This is a genomic window from Streptomyces odontomachicola (assembly GCF_039605595.1).
Classification (GTDB): Bacteria; Actinomycetota; Actinomycetes; order Streptomycetales; family Streptomycetaceae; genus Streptomyces.
The window spans coordinates 19449-36771 of the sequence record NZ_JBCFOK010000006.1 but is presented as its reverse complement, the minus strand read 5'-3'; the positions used below and the strand labels follow the sequence as shown (position 1 = coordinate 36771).

The following is a 17323-nucleotide window of genomic DNA, read 5'->3' as shown; positions in this document are numbered from 1 at the left end:
CTCCCGCTCCCGGCAAGGGGCGCACGCCGGCACCTCGCGCAACCACCTTCTCCTTGCATGCTCTTGCTGCGGAGCGGTGATCCATGCTGAGATCTCGGATGATCACAGCGCGGAGATCTTCCGCGTACTCACTTTGCCATGACAAATTCGACAGGAGTACGCCCGTGATAGCAGTGCCCCGTTGCGTCAAGCGCGTAATGTGGATGACCGTCGGACTCTTCGCGACGGGTTGTATTTTCGCGCCGAGCGCGGCAGCCGTCTGCTGGCCTTACTGAGGGGCCACGGGCAATGTGCCGGGAACACAGGTTCCCGGCACACTTTCATTCCGGCCCTCCCCCGTCAACTGCCCGCCGAGCGCGCTCCTTCGGGCTCCGCCGCCCTCGCGTCGAGCCGCTCCCTCTGCGGCACCACCGTGTACTTCGGGTCCTCGGCCGAGGCGATTCCCGCGTGGAAGACGGCCAGGCGGGTGCAGGCCGAGGCTGTCAGGAGGGTCAGGCCGGAGAGGGTGGCGGCGGGGCGGCTGCGGGAGAGAGCCGCTGCTCCCAGGGCGCCTGCTGCCGTCAGGGTTTCGGCGGCGCGCATCAGGCGGCCGGCGCGGCCCTTGCGGTAGGTCTCGGCCACGACGCCGAGGCGGCGTTCCATGTGCCGGGCCGCGGCGGTCTCCAACGCCGCGCCGAACACCGCCGCAGCGCGGGCCGGGGCGTTCTCGCGTACGGGTGCGGCCAGCAGGGCCATGCCGGAGGCGGCGGCCGCGGCCGAGCCGGTGAACACGAACGGCAGCTCGCGGCGCGCGTCGTGCCAGGCCGGGACGGCGGTGTCGGCGGCCAGGACCGCGGTGTACGCCGCGACCCCGGGCCCCAGCAGCGCGGCTCCCGTGGTGGCCGCCGTGCCCGCGCGCGGCAGCCTGCCCGTCACATCGCTGAGCGCCGCCGCGCCGGCGAGCGGTCCGTACGCGGCGAGCAGCCAGGAGCCCACGCTCATCGGCGAGGTCGGCTTGATGACCCGCAGCATGTTCGCGAAGCGCGACGGGCGGCCCAGGTCGTGGATCAGCGCCGCGGCCGAGCCCGCGACGGCCGCGGTCGAGGAGATCTTGAGGGAGCGCGCCATCACCGGGCGCCCGGTGAGGTGCGCGCCCGCGGCGAGCACCGAGCCGGCGCCCGCGAGGCCGCCGAGGAAGAAGTACCCGGCGATGTTGCCCGGCTTCCATGCGGGGATGTTGAGCACCCGCCGCCCGTAGTAGGAGGTGAACTCCGCGTCGGGGACCACGGTCTGCTCGCCCTTGCGCCGCCTCGCGCCCCTCATGAGCGGCCCCCCTTCGCGAAGCCGAACGCCGCGGTCAGCCCGCCGAGCAGGGTGAGCGCTGCGGCTCCCGCGTACTTCCACATCTCCGGCAGGTCGCGGGTGGCGACGACCGGGTCCGGGGGCAGCCCGTACACCTCGGGCTCGTCGAGGAGCAGGAAGAACGCGCCGTCGCCGCCGACCCCGTTCTCCGGGTCCTGCCCGTACAGACGCGCCTCGGTGACGCCGGCGTGGTGCAGCTCCGCGACCCGCTGCTCGGCGCGTTCACGCAGCTCATCGAGGGGGCCGTACTGGATGGACTCGGTGGGGCACGCCTTAGCGCAGGCCGGTTCGAGCCCGTCGCCGAGCCGGTCGTAGCACATCGTGCACTTGAACGCGCGCCCGTCGCCCGGGCGTTGCTCGATGACGCCGTACGGGCAGGCAGGTACGCAGTAGCCGCAGCCGTTGCAGATGTCCTCCTGCACGACCACCGTGCCGAACTCCGTGCGGAAGAGGGAGCCGGTGGGGCACACGTCCAGGCAGGCCGCGTGGGTGCAGTGCTTACAGACGTCGGAGGACATCAGCCAGCGGAGTTCGCCGGGCTGTTCGGAGCCGGGGCCCGATGAGCCCGAGGAGGCCATCGCGAGCGCGTCCACGCCGCCGTGGTCCGGCGCCTCCGGAAGCCCGGCGGCCCCCGGCCCGCCCTGCGCCACCGGCCTGCTCTGCTCGATGAACGCCACATGCCGCCACGTCGAGGCGCCCAGCCCCTCGCTGTTGTCGTAGCTCATGCCGGTGAGCGAGAGGCCGTCCTCGGGGATCGCGTTCCACTCCTTGCACGCCACCTCGCACGCCTTGCAGCCGATGCAGACGGAGGTGTCGGTGAAGAAGCCCGCGCGGGAGGGCGGGGCGTCATGCCCCGCGTCGCCCGCCGGGTCGGGCTCGGGCCCCGCGAGCAGGTTGCGGCCGACGAGGGAGCCCGCTTCGGGCAGGGGACTCATCCGCGTACCTCCATGCCGGTGTGTTCGGTGATCCCCGCGCGCTCGCGGTACTCGGCGAGCAGCGCGGGCAGTGCGGGACCGCGCGGCCGGCGCCCCGGCCTGATGTCCGCGGTCAGGGCCTTGACCTCCTGGATGTGCACATTGGGGTCGAGCGAGATGGAGGTCAGCTCGTTCGCGGCGTCCCCGGTCGAATGCCCGTTGCGGCCCCAGTGGTAGGGCAGCCCGATCTGGTGCACGTACCGTCCGCCCACCACCAGCGGCGCCATGCGCGCGGTGACCAGCACCCGCGCCTCGATCACGCCGCGCGCGGTGACGAGGGTGGCCCATCCGGCGTTCTCCAGCCCGCGTTCGGCGGCCAGTTGGGGCGAGACCTCGCAGAAGAACTCGGGCTGGAGCTCGGAGAGATAGGGCGACCAGCGCGTCATGCCGCCCGCCGTGAAGTGCTCGGTGAGCCGGTAGGTGGTGACGACGTACGGGAAGACCTCGGAGCCCTTGTCGAGGGCGCCGGGGTGATAGCGGTTCCCCTCGCGCGAGAAGATCTGCCGCACGGGGCTGCGCTGTTGGTGCGGGTACAGGGGATTCCGTACGGGCGAGTCCTGCGGCTCGTAGTGGGTGGGCATCGGCCCGTCCACCAGCCCGGCGGGCGCGTACAGCCAGCCCTTGCCGTCGGCCTGCATGATGAACGGGTCGTTGCCCGCGAGCGCTTCGGGCCCGGTCGCCTCCGGGTCTGGCCGGTACGAGGGCGGCCGGTCGGCGATGAAGTCGGCGTTGTCGTATCCGGTCCACCGCCCCTGCGAACCGTCCCACCACACCAGGGACTTGCGGTCGCTCCACGGCTCGCCGTCCGGGTCGGCCGAGGCGCGGTTGTAGAGGATGCGCCGGTTCGCGGGCCAGGACCAGGCCCATTCGGCGGCGATCCAGTCCTGCTCCGTGTGCGGCTTCTTGCGCGCGGCCTGGTTCACGCCGTCCGCGTACACGCCGCAGTAGATCCAGCAGCCGCACGCGGTCGAGCCGTCGTCCTTGAGCTCCTGGTAGCGCGAGAGCGGACTGCCGTCCGCGTGCCGCCCGTTGATCTCCGCGAGCACGGCGTCCGCGACCGGTTCCTCCAGCGCGCCCTCGACGGGATAGTCCCAGGTCAGATCCAGTACGGGGCGATCAACGGGATCCTCGGAACCGCGCAGCTTCTCCCTGATCCGCCGGCCCAGGTGGTACATGAACCACAGGTCGCTGCGCGCCTCGCCGTCCGGCTCCTTCGCCGGGTGGTGCCACTGGAGCATGCGGTTGGTGTTGGTGAAGGAGCCCGCCTTCTCGGTGTGCGAGGCGGCGGGGAAGAAGAACACCTCGGTCCCGATGTCCTCGGTGCGCATCTCCCCCGTCTCGATCTCGGGCCCGTCCTGCCACCAGGTCGCGGACTCGATGAGGGAGAAGTCCCGCACCACGAGCCAGTCGAGGTTGGCCATCCCCTTGCGCTGCATCGCCGCGTTGGCCGAGCCGACGGCCGGGTTCTCGCCGAGCAGGAAGTAGCCCTTGCACATCCCGTCGATCTGCGCGAGCACGGTCTCGTACGTACTGTGCGAGCCGGTCAGGCGCGGGAGGTGGTCGAAGCAGAAGTCGTTGTCCTCGGTCGCGGCCTCGCCCCAGTACGACTTGAGCAACGAGACCAGATACGCCCGCATGCTGCCCCAGTAGCCCTTCTCCGTGCTCACCGCCCGCACGAAGGTGTCCAGGTCCTCGCAGCGGTGCGCGTGCGGCATGGGGATGTAGCCGGGCAGCAGGTTGAAGAGCGTGGGGATGTCGCTGGAGCCCTGGATGCTGGCGTGCCCGCGCAGCGCCTGGATGCCGCCGCCGGGACGGCCGATGTTGCCGAGCAGCAGTTGCAGCACGCAGGCCGTACGGATGTACTGCGCGCCCACCGTGTGCTGCGTCCAGCCCACCGCATAGGCGAAGGCCGAAGTGCGGTCCCTGCCGCTGTTGTTCACCAGCGCGCGGCACACCTTCGCGAAGGTCTCCCGAGGAACCCCGCAGGTCTCCTCGACCATCTCCGGGGTGTAGCGCGCGTAGTGCCGCTTGAGGATCTGGTAGACGCAGCGCGGGTGCTGGAGCGTCCTGTCGTGCCGCCGCTCCTGGGACACCTCCGGGCCGCCGGAGCCGTGCGATTCGGCATGGCCCGAGGTGGTCAGCGTCCGCCCCTGTCCGGTGCGCTCCTCGTACAGCTCGTCCCGCTCCCCCGCGGCCGCCTGCACCATGCCGCCCTCGTACTGCCAGGTCTCCACGTCGTAGTGGCCGGTCTCCTCGTTGAGTCCGGAGAAGATCCCGTCCAGGTCCTCGGTGTCCCGGAAGTCCTCGCTCACGATGGTGGAGGCGTTGGTGTAGTCGAGGACGTATTCGCGGAAGTCCGATTCCGTGCTCAGCACGTGGTTGATGATCCCGCCCAGGAAGGCGATGTCCGTGCCCGCGCGGATCGGCACGTGCAGGTCGGCGAGCGCGCTGGTCCGCGTGAACCGCGGGTCCACATGGATGATTTCGGCCCCGCGCGCCTTCGCCTCCATCACCCACTGGAAGCCGACCGGGTGCGCCTCCGCGAAGTTGGAGCCCTCGATCACGATGCAGTCGGCGTGCTGGAGATCCTGAAGGAAGGTGGTCGCGCCGCCCCGCCCGAACGAGGTGCCGAGCCCCGCGACCGTGGAGCTGTGGCACACCCGCGCCTGGTTCTCGATCTGCACGACGCCGAGCGCCGTGAACAGCTTCTTGATGAGGTAGTTCTCCTCGTTGTCCAGCGCGGCTCCGCCCAGCGCGGCGAGGCCCATGGTGCGGTTCACGGTCACGCCGTCCTGCTCGCTCTGCCAGCCCTCGCGCCGGGTGCCGATCACGCGGTCGGCGACCATGTCCATCGCCGTGTCCAGGTCAAGGCGCTCCCAGTCACTCGCGTACGGGCGCCGGTAGAGCACCTCGTGGCGGCGCGCGTCGCCGGTGGTGAGCTGGAGGGTCGCCGAGCCCTTGGGGCAGAGCCTGCCGCGGCTGACCGGCGAGTCGGGGTCGCCCTCGATCTGCACGACCCGCTCGTCCTTCACGTACACCTGCTGCCCGCAGCCGACCGCGCAGTACGGGCAGACCGACTGCACCACGCGGTCCGCGTCCGAGGTGCGCGGGCGCAGCTCCCGGGTGTGCTCCGAGGAGGCGGCGGCGCCGCGGCCCAGCGGGTCGGTGCCGGTGAGCTGCCGGTAGACGGGCCAGTTCTGGATCCAGGTGCGTACGGACATGCCGCGCCTCCGGTGGGCAGGGGCAGGGGTGTGCGGAAGCAGGGATGTGCGGAAGCAGGGGTGTGCGGATGCGCCGGACCGGTTTCCCCGGGCCGCGGGCAGCACACATGAAGTACGTCGTACGGGGCCGGGCGCGGGATCGCGGGGCAGCGGGGCGCGGCTGTCAGGCCGCCGCGGGCTCGTCCGCCGGGGGTTCGGCGGGGCCGCCGTGCCGCCGTGGCCCCTCCCGCTCGGCGGCCTCCACCTCCTCGCGGATGCGCCGGCACGAGCGGCTGATCAGCCGGGACACGTGCATCTGCGAGATCCCGAGCTGGTCGGCGATGCGGGACTGGGTCATCTCGCAGAAGAACCGCAGATAGAGGATCAGCCGCTCGCGCTCCGGCAGGTGGCACAGACAGGGCTTCACCGACTCCCTGTCCACCACCTGCTCGTATCCCGGCTCCTCGCTGCCCAGCGTGTCCAGCAGCGTGCAGCCGTCCTCCTGCCCCGCCATCTCGGCCTCCAGCGACAGCGAGCTGTAGCTGCGCAGCGCCTCCATGCCGAGCTGTACGTCGTCCTCGCCGAGCCCCGTGCGCTCGGCGATCTCCGCGACCGTGGGCGCGCGGTCGTCGGAGCCCGCGCTCAGCTCGCGTATTCCGGCCCGCACCTTGTTGCGCAGCTCCTGCACGCGGCGCGGGACGTGCACGTCCCAGGAGTTGTCCCGGAAGTGCCGCTTGAGCTCGCCGGTGATGGTGGGCACCGCGAAGGACTCGAAGGCGTGGCCCAGCGAGGGGTCGTACCGCCCGACCGCCTTGACCAGGCCGAGCGCCGCGACCTGCTCCAGGTCCTCGACGGCGATGCCCCTGTTGCGGAACTTGCGGGCCAGCCGCTGCGCCATCGGCAGCCAGGCCGCCGCCACCTCCTGCTGCAATCCGGCCTTCTCGGGTCCTTCCGGCAGCGCGGCCATCCGCCGCAGCGTCTCGGCGGTGTCCGGTGCGTCGTCGTGCGGGTGCCGCGAGCGTTTCGTACGAACGGTGTCCATGGGCTTGGCTCACTCCCAGCAGGAACCCTGTCGTCCCCGGCCGCCCGGGGAGAGCGGGTGCGGCCGGGCCTTGTACCAACGTCGCAGCAGTTCGCCGGAACGGCATCCGGACCCGTCACCGCCGGTCACGGGGCCGACGGCCACGGGCCCGACGGTCACGACGCGGGCCGGTGTGCGCCGCTGTGCGCCCGGCTCGGGGCCGGCTCGCGGTCGGCCGCGCGCCGGGGCCGGGACGCCGGGGCTCAGCACGCCGGGGCCGGGAGGCTCAGCCGCGCGGGGACCAGCGGCAGCGGGAGCGGCCCGGCAGCGCGCTCTTGCCGTTGAGCGCGTGCTTCGTGCGCCAGGCGAGGCTGGGCCTGCCGCGCGCGTCGCCCAGCACCCCGAGCAGCCCGCCCATGATCGAGGCGTTCTTCAGGAACTGGGTCTTGTGCTGCGCCCGCATCACCGGGTCCTCCTGCTCCCACCAGGCATGACCCGCGAAGGTGGTGGGGGCCAGCGAGGCGGCCAGCGCCAGCGCGGAGAGCCGGGGCGCCTTGCCGAGCGCCAGCATGCAGCCGGCAGCGAGCTGCACCGCCGCGTTGGCGCGCACCGAGACGGTGTCGTCCTCGGGGAGGGCCGGCACCTTGTCCCGCAGCCGCCGCAGCGTGGGGGCGGCCAGCTCGGCCGCCGGGCCGGGGTTCTGGAGTACGTCGTAGCCGCTGATGATGAACACGGCGCCGGTGAGGGGCCGCGCTGCCAGGCTGAAGATGCGCATCTGTACCTGCTCACTTCCCTTCCGCGGGGCGCCCTGCTGCGCCCCTGAGCACATGCTGGTCGACGGGCGCGCACCGCGCCCGCCGGACCGGTACCCACGAGTGCGGGAGGACCAACGGGGCGGGGGCGCGCGTTCCGCGGTGCCTCCCACGGAGGTGTGGGCGTGCGTTCCTCCCCCAGCTACCGCTGGGAGGTGCCCCCTGGGGCGGAACGGGCGGGCACACCGGAACCGCCAGCCGCGAGGCCGCGGAGTGGAGCGGTCGCCCGCAGCCTCGGTGCGGTGGCGTGTAGGTCTAGCTCTCCGGGGGTGGGGGTGGAGTCGGGGCTCCCTGTGGGGGGCGGAGCTTTGTGTGGGGAGCGGAAGGGGCCTCCGGGGCGGCTGAGTCGCCCTCGTAGGGGCGGCCCGCACCGGGGTCCCAGCCCGTGTCTACCACCCGGCGTTGGACGAGGATCGCGGCCGACAGCACCACCGCGCCGACCACCAGCATCAGGATGATGCCGCCCGCGCCACCCGCCTTCGCCGAATAGCCGATCAGCGTGCCGAACCAACCGAAGTCCGCGTCCCCGAACGTCGTGTTCGCCTTGCCGAAGTCGCCCAGCACCTTGAGCAGCACGGCGGGAAGGAAGGTGATCAACACGCCGTTGAGGAAGGCGCCGAGGGCCGCGCCCCGTCGGCCGCCCGTCGCGTTCCCGTACACCCCGGCCGCACCGCCGGTGAAGAAGTGCGGGACCAGGCCGGGCAGCACCAGGGCCAGGCCGAAGGCCGGGCCGAAGACGCCGGAGAGCAGAGCGAGGCTGACCAGCCCGCCGAGAAACGACGACACGAAGCCGACGAGCACGGCGTTCTGCGCGTACGGGAAGACGATCGGCGCGTCCAGGGACGGGACGGCCCCCGGAACGATCTTCGCGGCGATCCCCTGGAAGGCGGGGACCAGTTCGCCGAGGATCGTACGGACGCCGAAGAGGATCACCGCGACCGCGATGCCGAACTGGAGCCCCTGCATCACCGAGGTCATCAGGTAGTTGCCGACATCCGTGGCGGCCGTCCCGCCCTCCACCGCGAACGCCTTGAAGGCCGCCGCCTTGCCCGCCTTCGCGAGGAAGAGCAGCGCGAGCACGAAGTAGATCAGCACCATGGACAGCGCGGTCGCCACCATCGAATCGCGCAGGAAGCGCAGCCCCTCGGGCAGCTTCATGTCCTCGGTGCTGCGGCTGCGCTTGCCGACGAGCTGCCCCGTGGCGCCCGAGAGGATGTACCCCGCCGTACCGAAGTGCCCGATCGCGACCGTGTTGTTGCCGGTCACGCGCTTGGTCCATGGATGCGCGAACGCGGGCATCGACACCAGCATGATCCCGAGCAGTACGCCGCCGACGATCACCACGACGACCGAGGACTCCCCGTTGATGGCGAGCACCATGGTCAGCAGGGTGGCCATGAACAGCATGTGATGCCCCGTCAGGAACACGTACCGCAGCGGCGTGAAGCGCGCCAGCAGCAGGCTGATGCCGAAGCCCACGATCATCAGCCAGGCGACCCGCGCCCCGTACTTCTCCTGCGCGATTCCGACGATCGCCTCGTTCGTGGGCAGCACGCCGTGCGCGCCGGTCGCGCCCTGGATCATCTCGCCGAGCGGCGCGAGCGCGCTGACCACCAGGCCGGCGCCCGCTGTGACCAGCAGCAGCCCGAGGCACGCCTTGATGGCGCCGCCGACGACCTGGCCCGCTGACTTCTTCAGCGCGATGAGTCCCGCGGCCGTGATCAGCCCGATCAGGTACGCGGGTTGGCTGAGGATCTCGTTGACGAGGAACTCGGCGATGGATACGAGCCAGCCCATGGGTGCCGCCTCTCCCTTCTCGGACGTCTCTCAGGCGCCGTACGTGTCGGACGTCGCAGTCGTACGTGTCAGACGTCGTAGGTGTCGCGGAGCGTGCGGTCGACCTCGGCGGACGAGGTGAAGTCGTTGACGACCTTCACCGGGACCCCGACGTCGCCGAGGGTCCTGGCGATCTCCCGCGAGGTGAGGATGGCGTTGGCCTCGCCGGCCTTGCCGCGGGCCGAGATGGTGTCGGTGGCCTCGACGGTGACGTACCGGGACCAGCCCCAGCGGTCCAGCACCTGCTCCAGGGTGTTCTTGAGGAAGAGGCTGGTGCCCACGCCGTTGCCGCACACGGTGAGGATCTTGTGCATGCCGTGGCCGCCGCCCTCGCCACTGATGCCGTCCTCGGGGGTCGCGCCCGCGGGTCCGGCGGCCGGCTGGGAGCCGCCCCGCTCCCCCTCCCGCCCCTCCAGCACCGCGTGCAGCTCCTCCGCCGTACCCGCGTCCTCCAGCCGGCGCTCCTTCTCCGGGTCGGCGAGCAGCCGGGCGAGCGCCGCCATCGCCGCCGTGTGCTCGCTCGCGTCCTGCGCGGCCAGCGCGACGACCAGGTGTACGGGGTCGTTGGACTCGTGCCCGAACTCCACGGGCTCGGCGAGCCGCACCCAGGACATTCCGGTACGCAGCACGGCCGGCGTGGGCCGGGAGTGCGCGAAGGCGAAGCCGGGGGCGACCACGATGTACGGGCCGTTCTCCTCGACGTTCCGGATCATCTCGGCGGTGTAGCCCCTGGTGGCGGTGCCGTTCTCCACCAGCAGATCGCCCGCCGCCCGCACCGCGTCCCGCCAGCCGTCGGCGTGGACGTCGAGCCGGATGGCATCGACGGGGAGGAGCTCGCTCAGTGTCGCCATGGCTGTGATCTTGACATGTGCCCTTCTCCGCCGCGCATCCGGCGGCCCGTCAGTGGTACAGCACGGACTGGATCTTGCGGTCGTCGAGGTTCCGGCGGTCGTACCAGTAGAAGCCGGTGTCGATCACCTTGGGCAGCTTCCTCCCGTGGACCGCCTTGAGCGCCGAGGCCACCACCTGGCGCCCGATGGCCAGCGGGTCCTGGGTGATGGCGCCGGTCATGTCGCCCTCCTCGATGGCGTTGATCTGCCCCTGCCCCGAGTCGAACCCGACCGTGCGGATGCCCTTGCGGCCGCTCTCCCTCACGCCCTGGATCACGCCGGTCGCGGAGCCCTCGTTCGCCCCGTAGATGCCCTTGACGTCGGGGTTCGCGGCGATGATCGCCTTGGTGATGTCGGCTGACCTGGCCTGGTCGCCGCCGCCGTACTGGACCGGCAGCAGCTTGATGCCCGGCGCGTGCTCCTTCATCCATTGCGTGAAGCCGTCGCGCCTGTCGATGCCCGAGCCGCTGGTCTGGCTGTGGACGACGAGGGCCACCTTGCCCTTGCCGCCGACGGCCTTCGCCATGTGCCGGGCGGCCTCCGCTGCGGCGGCCTTGTTGTCGGTGGCCGCCGTGGTGGCCGGGATGCCGCTGTCCACGCCGGAGTCGAAGGCGATGACGGGGGTGTGGCGGTGCTGGGCCTTGCGCAGCATGGGCTTGACGGCCTGGGAGTCGAGGGCGGCCAGGCCGATCGCGTCGGGTTTCCGGCCCACGCTGTTCTCCAGCATCGTGACCTGGGCCTCTACATCGGTCTCCGTGGCGGGGCCCTGGAAGCTGATGGTGGCGCCGCGTTTTCGTGCCTCTTGTTCGGCGCCCTTTTTCACTGCTTGCCAGAATTGTTGTTGGAAGCCTTTGGAGACTATGGCGATGTACGGGCGGTCGCTGGCGCTTCCGGTGGGCTGACCGGTGCAGGCGCTCAGCGTGAGGGCGGTGGTGAGCAGTGGTGCCGCTAGGGCGGCAGTCCTGCGGCTGGGGTGCATGGTGGGCAACTCCCTTGTGCTGCTGGGATTTCGGGGCTTCGCCCCGGGCCCCGTCGGGTGCGGGGCTGGGTGGGACTCGCGGCTGGCGGTTCCGGTGTGCCCACCCGTTCCGCCCCTTGCGGAACGACTGCCCACACCTCCGTACGGGGAGCTGTCAGCGTTTCCGTTTCCGGGCCTGGTCCGCATACACAGCAGCCACGATCACGCAGCCCAGAATCACGTTCTGCCATTCCTGGGGGACCGAGGTGATCTGGAGGCCGTTGTTGAGGACCGAGATGATCAGGGCGCCTATCAGTGTGCCGACGATGGAGCCCTTGCCGCCCGACAGCGAGGTGCCGCCGATCACCACCGCGGCGATGGCCTGGAGTTCGTACCCCATCCCCGTCGCGGGCTGTGCCGAGCCGAGGCGGGCCGAGATCAGCACGCCGGCGAGGCCGATGAACACGCCGGACAGCACGTACACCGCGGTCTTCCACTTCCGCACGTTCACGCCGGAAAGGGCGGTGGCCTCCTCGTTGCTGCCGATCGAGTACGCGTACCTGCCCAGCAGCGTGCGGTTGAGGATCACGCCGCCGACCAGCGCGGCGAGCGCGAGGATCAGTACGGCGTTCGGGAAGTCGGCGCCGGGGACGATGCTCCCGGTGGAGATCTCCGTATAGCCGGAGCTCTCCGCGAAGTAGATCGGCGCGCTGCCCGAGACGACCAGCGCGAGGCCCTGCGCGACCAGCATCATGGCGAGCGTCGCGATGAACGGCGGGAGCCCGAGCACGGTCACGTTCAGCCCGTTGACCAGGCCGATGAGCGCGCCGAACAGCAGCGTTCCCAGGACGCCCAGCGGTACGGGCAGCCCCGCGTGCACGATCAGCACCCCGGACATCACGGCGCACAGCGCCATCCCCGTACCGACCGAGAGGTCGATGCCGCCGGTGACGATCACGAACGTCGCGCCCAGTGCCAGCGCGCCGATCACCACGGTGGAGAACAGGACCGAGGTGATGTTGCTGTAGTTGAGGAAGTTCGGGCTGGCAACCGAGAAGAACACGAAGATCGCGATCAGGCTCGCGAAGGCCAGTAGCTGCTGGAACCTGCTGGTCAGGCGGGCCCGCATCCCGGCGTCCCCGGTCCCCTCCCGTTCCCGCCGCGGCGCGGCGGCTGTGGAGGCTGTCATGTCTCTCCTGCCTTCGGTCGGACGTCGGACGGTCGGACGGTCGGACTCGTTGTCGCGGCGCTCAGCGGCGTTCAGCGGCGCTCAGTCGGGAGGGTGCCGGTGTCGGAGGGGGCGCCGGTCTCGGAGGGGGTTGCGGTGGGGCTCGGGGCTCCGGCCGTCGCGGGCCGCCTCGTCGCGTACTCCATGACCCGCTCCTGCGTCGCCTCCTCCGCGGTGAGGCGGCCGGTCACGTGGCCCTCGCTCATCACCACCACGCGGTGCGCCATCCTCAGCACCTCGGGCAGCTCGGAGGAGATCATCACGATTGACTTCCCTTGCGCGGCAAGGGCGTTGAGCAGGCCGTAGATCTCCTCCTTGGCGCCGACGTCGATGCCCCGGGTGGGCTCGTCGACGATGAGCACGTCGCAGTCCTTGACCAGCCAGCGCGCGAGCACGACCTTCTGCTGGTTGCCGCCGGAGAGCTGCCGTACGGGCTGGTCGAGGGAGGGGGTACGGATGCGGAGCGCGGCCACCTGCTGCTCCGAACGGGCCCGCATCGCCCGGTCCTTGACGAAGCCGAAGGACTGGAACAGCTCCCCCAGCGCGCCCAGGCCGATGTTGGCGTTCACGTCCTCGTCCAGCATCAGGCCGAGGTTCTTGCGGTCCTCGGCGAGGTAGCCGATGCGGTGCCTGGCGGCGTCCGCCGGGTTCCGCACGGTGATCCGGCGGCCGTTGAGGGTGACGGTGCCGGACTCGACGGGGTCGGCGCCGACCAGGGCGCGGGCGAGTTCGGTGCGGCCCGCGCCCATGAGCCCGGCCAGGCCCAGGATCTCGCCGCGTTGCAGGTCCAGGTCGACGTTCCGGAGGAGGGTTTTCGTGCTGAGGCCGCGGACTTCGAGGACGGTGTCGCGGTCGTGGCGTACGCCGACGGGCGCGGCGCCGGTGGCTCCGGTGCTTCCGGTGGCTCCGATGGGGGCGCTTGTGGCTCCGGGGTCGAGCTCGCGTCCGACCATCCGGGAGATGACGTCCTCCATGGAGGCCGATGCGGTGTCCAGGGTGTCGACATAGCGACCGTCGCGGATGACGGTGATCCGGTCGGTCAGGGAACGGAGTTCGTCCATGCGGTGCGAGATGTAGATGACGCCGGTCCCGCTCCCGCTCTTCTTCTCCGGAGTGCCGGGCTCCGGCGCCGTCCCGGGCCGTACGAAGCGGCGTATGAGCCCGTGCAGCACCTCCACCTCGGCGTCGTTGAGCGCCGCCGTGGGCTCGTCCATGATCAGGACCTTCGCCTCGTACGACAGCGCCTTGGCGATCTCGACCATCTGCTGCTGCGCCACGGTCAGCTCGGCCACGCGCCGGCGCGGGTCCAGCGGCAGGCCGAGGCGGTCCATCAACTGACCTGCCCGCTCGTCGAGTTCGCGGTCCCTCAGCAGGAAGCGGCCGCGGGGCTCCCGGCCGATGAAGATGTTCTGCGCGACCGTCAGGTCGGGCATCAGGTGGAACTCCTGGTGGATGATGCTGATGCCCAGTTCGCGCGCGTGCCGCGGACCGCGCACGGTCACCGGGCGGCCGTCGAGCGCGAACGTGCCCTCGTCCGGCGCGTGGACGCCGGACAGCAGCTTCATCAGGGTCGACTTGCCGGCGCCGTTCTCGCCCACGAGGGCCAGCACTTCGCCGTGCCGGAGGTCGAGGTGCATGTCGCGCAGGGCCTGCACGCCGGGGAAGCGCTTGGCCACGCCGTCGACCCGGAGGAGCGGGGGCCCGGTCCCGCCGGGGGTTCCGGCCGTCGCGCCGTGATCGTCCGCCCTCTGGTCCGCCATCCTCAGCGCCCTCCTACGACGTGCCCCGCCTCGGAGAAATCGATTTCGAAGAACGTAGGGAGCGGCCGCCGCGCCGTCAATGACCTTCACACGGGGACTCGTTCACCCCGCCGTACCGCGCGGTCGGCGACCCGCTACGGTCGCCTGGTGACCGAACCCCGCACCCTGCGCGCCACCAGCGATTCCTACGACGCCATCGCCCCCACCTACGCGGAGATGTTCAGCGACTCGCTGCGCGAACGTCCCCTGGAACGCGCGCTCCTGAGCGCCTTCGCCGAGCTGGTACGGGGAGAGGGCGAGGGCGGCGCGGTCGCCGATCTCGGGTGCGGGCCGGGTTACGTCACGGCCCACCTGCACGGCCTGGGCCTGAACGCCTTCGGCGTCGACGCCTCCCCCGCGATGGTCGGGCTGGCGCGCGAGGCGCACCCCGGCCTCCGCTTCTCGGTCGCTTCGATGGCCGCGCTGGACCTCGCGGACGGCGCGCTGGCCGGTGCCGTCTCGCGGTGGTCCGTCATCCACACGCCGCCGCGCGACGTGCCCGCGGTGGTGTCCGAGGTCGCCCGCGTACTGTCCCCCGGCGCCCACCTCCTGATCAGCTTCCCCGCGACGGACGGCCCTCACGACGAGCCCCAGCCCTACGACCACGCGGTGACCACGGCGTACCGCTGGTCCCCCGACCACTTCGCGGCGGTGCTGCGCGAGCACGGCTTGGCGGAGAGCTCCCGCACTGTGATCGAGCCGGAGGCGACGGACCGCCGCCAGTTCAGGGAGGTCCAACTCCTGGCCCGCAGGGCGTAGTCGGGGTGGGTCTCCCCCGCGAGATCCTGCGGCTCCCACCCCTCCGACATGCCGCCGCACCGCACCAGACGGAGCGCCCGGCAGCCGTACGGTCCGGGCCTGGTCACCGAGCACACCCTGCTCAAGTAGCACTCAGGGGCCACCCCCTGGCCCCAGACTCTCCAGCGGACCGCGCTGCACTCCGTAACCGACCTCGACGACGACCACGCAGGCTTCGTCCGACCCCGCAGGCGGGTTGCCCGCTCTCAGGAGGAACCACCTGTTGGACCGCCACCACCGGAACCGCGCTGGCCATCGCCACGTCTGCCGCTGCGGCGACGCGGGTGGGGCACAGTGACATCTTCCCTCTGGAAGTGCGGTTCGCCGGCGATCACCGCCACGGTGGGCGCCGCAGCATCGAGCAGGCCGCGATCGCCCTGGCGGACGAGGCCATCGCCTTGCAGCACACAGGCGCAGCGAGTCAGCGCGTACGGGCGAGGCTGTACGGGCGCGCGGCGGCGTTCACGTCCTCCGCGCTGTGGGCGGCGATTGACGGCGGGCGCTGGTGGACCACGCGTCGCGGCGGGCGGCCTTGTCCGGAACCAGGCGATCCAGTGCCGCATCTGGTCGCATGCCGGGAGCCTCTACCGGCACACGCAGCGCCCCGCGGACGCCCTCGCGGCCAACGACGTGGCCCGCAGCCTGCCCCTGCCCCTGCCCCTGCCCCTGCCCCGCAGCGACCCGATGTTCGCCTCCCGCGGCCACGCCCGCCACGCAGCTATCCTCGGCCTCACCGGCAACACCGGGGCGGAGCAGGGAAGGGCGGGGTTTATCCCCCTGGTCGTGAATTCCGACGTCGTGATTTTTGTGTTCTGACGTGGCCGCTTCCGTCGTCACCGTCATCGAAATTTGCCGTTGCACTAAATTGCGTCGCCGTCCCGGCAGTGCGCTTCGCCTTCCGGCGCTTGCGGAGGACCTCGACCAGTACGAGGACCCCACTTGTCAGGGCGATCGTCACTAGCCAGGCAGGAATCGCAACGGCCAGGCCGTAGGACTTGAAGTGGTTCTCCACGGTGACTGCGATACCCACGCAGATACACAAGGGCCAGTTCTCGCGCAGGGTCTGAGGTCCGTGGCGGATGTTGGCCCTCAGGCGCGCTGCAAGGCGCTGGCTCCAGTTCACTGTTCGGCCCTTCGCTTCTTCTGGACGAAGAACACGGCTTTCCGGGCGACCCACCTGGTGACACAGAACGTCAGCATGCCCGCAGGCATCGCTACGAACAACCCGTAGCGGTCGCGCGTGAGGCCGAGTACCTGGAACGTGACGAGCGCGGCGCAGATCCCGATCCAGCCCTCCCGGCGCGGGTGGGCGTTGAATCGCAGGCGGCCACGCACGATCAGGCGGTCGTAGGCAATCTCGCGCCATTCGCGCAGCAGGGTTGGTGCAGGCATGGGGGTGTGGGGTTGGGTGCCGGGCGCAACCATCGTGGCAGCCCGGCACCGGTGCCCCTCGCTGTTGATCAGGTGATGATCGACACCCAGAAAGACAAAGGGTCGTGGATGTGCTGCCACTCAGCGTTGTTAAGGGCGGCGGAGGTGACGTCGGCGGCGTATCGCTGCCATACGTCCGCCGTGAACTCGGTGAGATGCTGCTTCGGGTCGAAGGTTTCCCAAAGGGAGCTGAGGACACCGGGGTTGGGGTTCGGGAATTCCCATGCGGTGGCGACGGCGCGCGTGGCTTCCACAACGCACTCTGCGCCGACCGCCCCGAATCCCGTACAGGACTGGCCGTCAAACCCGATGGCCGACGACGGCAAGGTCCAGCGCCTGTACGAGTCCTGGCGCTACGCACCGATCGGCAGCCAGCAGCCGTCCCCGGACTCCCCGCCGCTCGTCGCGATGTTGCGGTACGTCGTGCGGCACGGCCACCCGCAGGGGCGACGGAATGAACCCGATGCGTGGTTCGCCGAAGCGGTGCTCGGCCATGGGGGCGCCCTCGAGGTCGTCGTACCTGCCGCCGAATATCGCGCCGGGCTGCCCGAGTGGCATCACGCCGCCTACGACCGGCTGTTCACGCGGGCGCGGGAAGTCCACGAGACCGGGCTGACCGCCTCCGCCCCCAGGCGCACATGGCAGGCGGCGAAATCCTCGTCGCCCTCGCCGACGAGCTGGCGGCCGTCTGGGACGGCCGGGCGGCGCGCGATTACGGCGGTACCGCGGACGTGGTCGCGTACGCGGAGAAGACGGGCACCCCGGTGCGGGTGATCTGGCCCGAGGGCGTCGGCCGACAGCCCACCGAGCCGTGAGTCGTCTACTTTCCGCTCCGCCATTCCTGGACGGACACGATGACGAAAAGGGATCCCAGGACCAGGAAGAAGCCTGCGATCAGGACCCCTGTGCTGTGGATTTGGTGGATCCCGATGAGGATAGCGAGGAAGGCGATATGGGCTATGACACCCCGGCTCTCACCCACCGGTACGCGGCGAGGGCCAGCACTCCGCCCGTACCGATCGCTGCCCAGCGTGC

General features: G+C 71.0%; 13 protein-coding genes and 1 pseudogene. 2 read left to right on the top strand and 12 right to left on the bottom strand.

Features of this window, described 5'->3' with window-relative positions:
• Window positions 1-339: 339 nt before the first annotated feature.
• From nrfD to ABEE00_RS12535, 10 genes are all read right to left on the bottom strand, one after another.
• Entirely contained in the window at window positions 340-1302 is a 963-nt protein-coding gene (gene nrfD / locus ABEE00_RS12580; RefSeq protein WP_345745481.1) for an NrfD/PsrC family molybdoenzyme membrane anchor subunit, read from the bottom strand.
• Window positions 1299-2276 carry a 4Fe-4S dicluster domain-containing protein gene (locus ABEE00_RS12575; RefSeq protein WP_345745480.1) on the bottom strand — a complete coding sequence of 326 codons (978 nt, stop codon included), beginning with the start codon at window positions 2274-2276 and terminating at the stop codon, window positions 1299-1301. Before ABEE00_RS12575 ends, nrfD begins: the two co-directional genes overlap by 4 nt.
• On the bottom strand, window positions 2273-5536 hold the full coding sequence (gene fdh / locus ABEE00_RS12570; RefSeq protein WP_345745479.1) for a formate dehydrogenase: 3264 nt from the start codon (window positions 5534-5536) through the stop codon (window positions 2273-2275). Before fdh ends, ABEE00_RS12575 begins: the two co-directional genes overlap by 4 nt.
• A 163-nt stretch (window positions 5537-5699) precedes the next feature.
• Window positions 5700-6557 (bottom strand): SigB/SigF/SigG family RNA polymerase sigma factor, encoded by an 858-nt coding sequence (locus ABEE00_RS12565; RefSeq protein ID WP_345745478.1) that lies wholly within the window; start codon window positions 6555-6557, stop codon window positions 5700-5702.
• Window positions 6558-6822: 265 nt separating this feature from the next.
• Window positions 6823-7311: a DoxX family protein gene (locus ABEE00_RS12560; protein ID WP_345745477.1), complete on the bottom strand. Its 489-nt coding sequence runs from the start codon at window positions 7309-7311 to the stop codon at window positions 6823-6825.
• Window positions 7312-7603: 292 nt separating this feature from the next.
• On the bottom strand, window positions 7604-9145 hold the full coding sequence (locus tag ABEE00_RS12555; RefSeq protein ID WP_345745476.1) for a PTS ascorbate transporter subunit IIC: 1542 nt from the start codon (window positions 9143-9145) through the stop codon (window positions 7604-7606).
• A gap of 68 nt (window positions 9146-9213) precedes the next feature.
• The gene (locus ABEE00_RS12550) at window positions 9214-10035 is read right to left on the bottom strand and encodes a PTS sugar transporter subunit IIAB (RefSeq protein ID WP_345745475.1); all 822 of its coding nucleotides are present in this window, start codon (window positions 10033-10035) and stop codon (window positions 9214-9216) included.
• A gap of 49 nt (window positions 10036-10084) precedes the next feature.
• The gene (locus tag ABEE00_RS12545) at window positions 10085-11053 is read right to left on the bottom strand and encodes an ABC transporter substrate-binding protein (protein WP_345745474.1); all 969 of its coding nucleotides are present in this window, start codon (window positions 11051-11053) and stop codon (window positions 10085-10087) included.
• A 154-nt stretch (window positions 11054-11207) separates the two neighbouring features.
• Entirely contained in the window at window positions 11208-12221 is a 1014-nt protein-coding gene (locus ABEE00_RS12540; RefSeq protein ID WP_345745473.1) for an ABC transporter permease, read from the bottom strand.
• A 71-nt stretch (window positions 12222-12292) separates the two neighbouring features.
• Window positions 12293-14020, bottom strand: a complete 1728-nt coding sequence (locus ABEE00_RS12535) for a sugar ABC transporter ATP-binding protein (RefSeq protein ID WP_345745472.1) — start codon at window positions 14018-14020, stop codon at window positions 12293-12295.
• Between the two features lie 147 nt (window positions 14021-14167).
• Here ABEE00_RS12535 and ABEE00_RS12530 point away from each other — a divergent pair, with 147 nt between their 5' ends.
• The gene (locus ABEE00_RS12530; protein ID WP_345745471.1) at window positions 14168-14818 is read left to right on the top strand and encodes a class I SAM-dependent DNA methyltransferase; all 651 of its coding nucleotides are present in this window, start codon (window positions 14168-14170) and stop codon (window positions 14816-14818) included.
• A gap of 1158 nt (window positions 14819-15976) precedes the next feature.
• Here ABEE00_RS12530 and ABEE00_RS12525 read toward each other — a convergent pair.
• Entirely contained in the window at window positions 15977-16249 is a 273-nt protein-coding gene (locus ABEE00_RS12525) for a hypothetical protein (protein ID WP_345745470.1), read from the bottom strand.
• Between the two features lie 68 nt (window positions 16250-16317).
• A complete protein-coding gene (locus ABEE00_RS12520; RefSeq protein WP_345745469.1) occupies window positions 16318-16542 on the bottom strand; it encodes a hypothetical protein in 225 nt (74 codons plus the stop codon).
• Between the two features lie 205 nt (window positions 16543-16747).
• Between ABEE00_RS12520 and ABEE00_RS12515 the strand changes: the two are divergent.
• Window positions 16748-17103 (top strand): annotated as a pseudogene (locus tag ABEE00_RS12515) (hypothetical protein); the annotation flags it as partial.
• Window positions 17104-17323 lie beyond the last annotated feature (220 nt).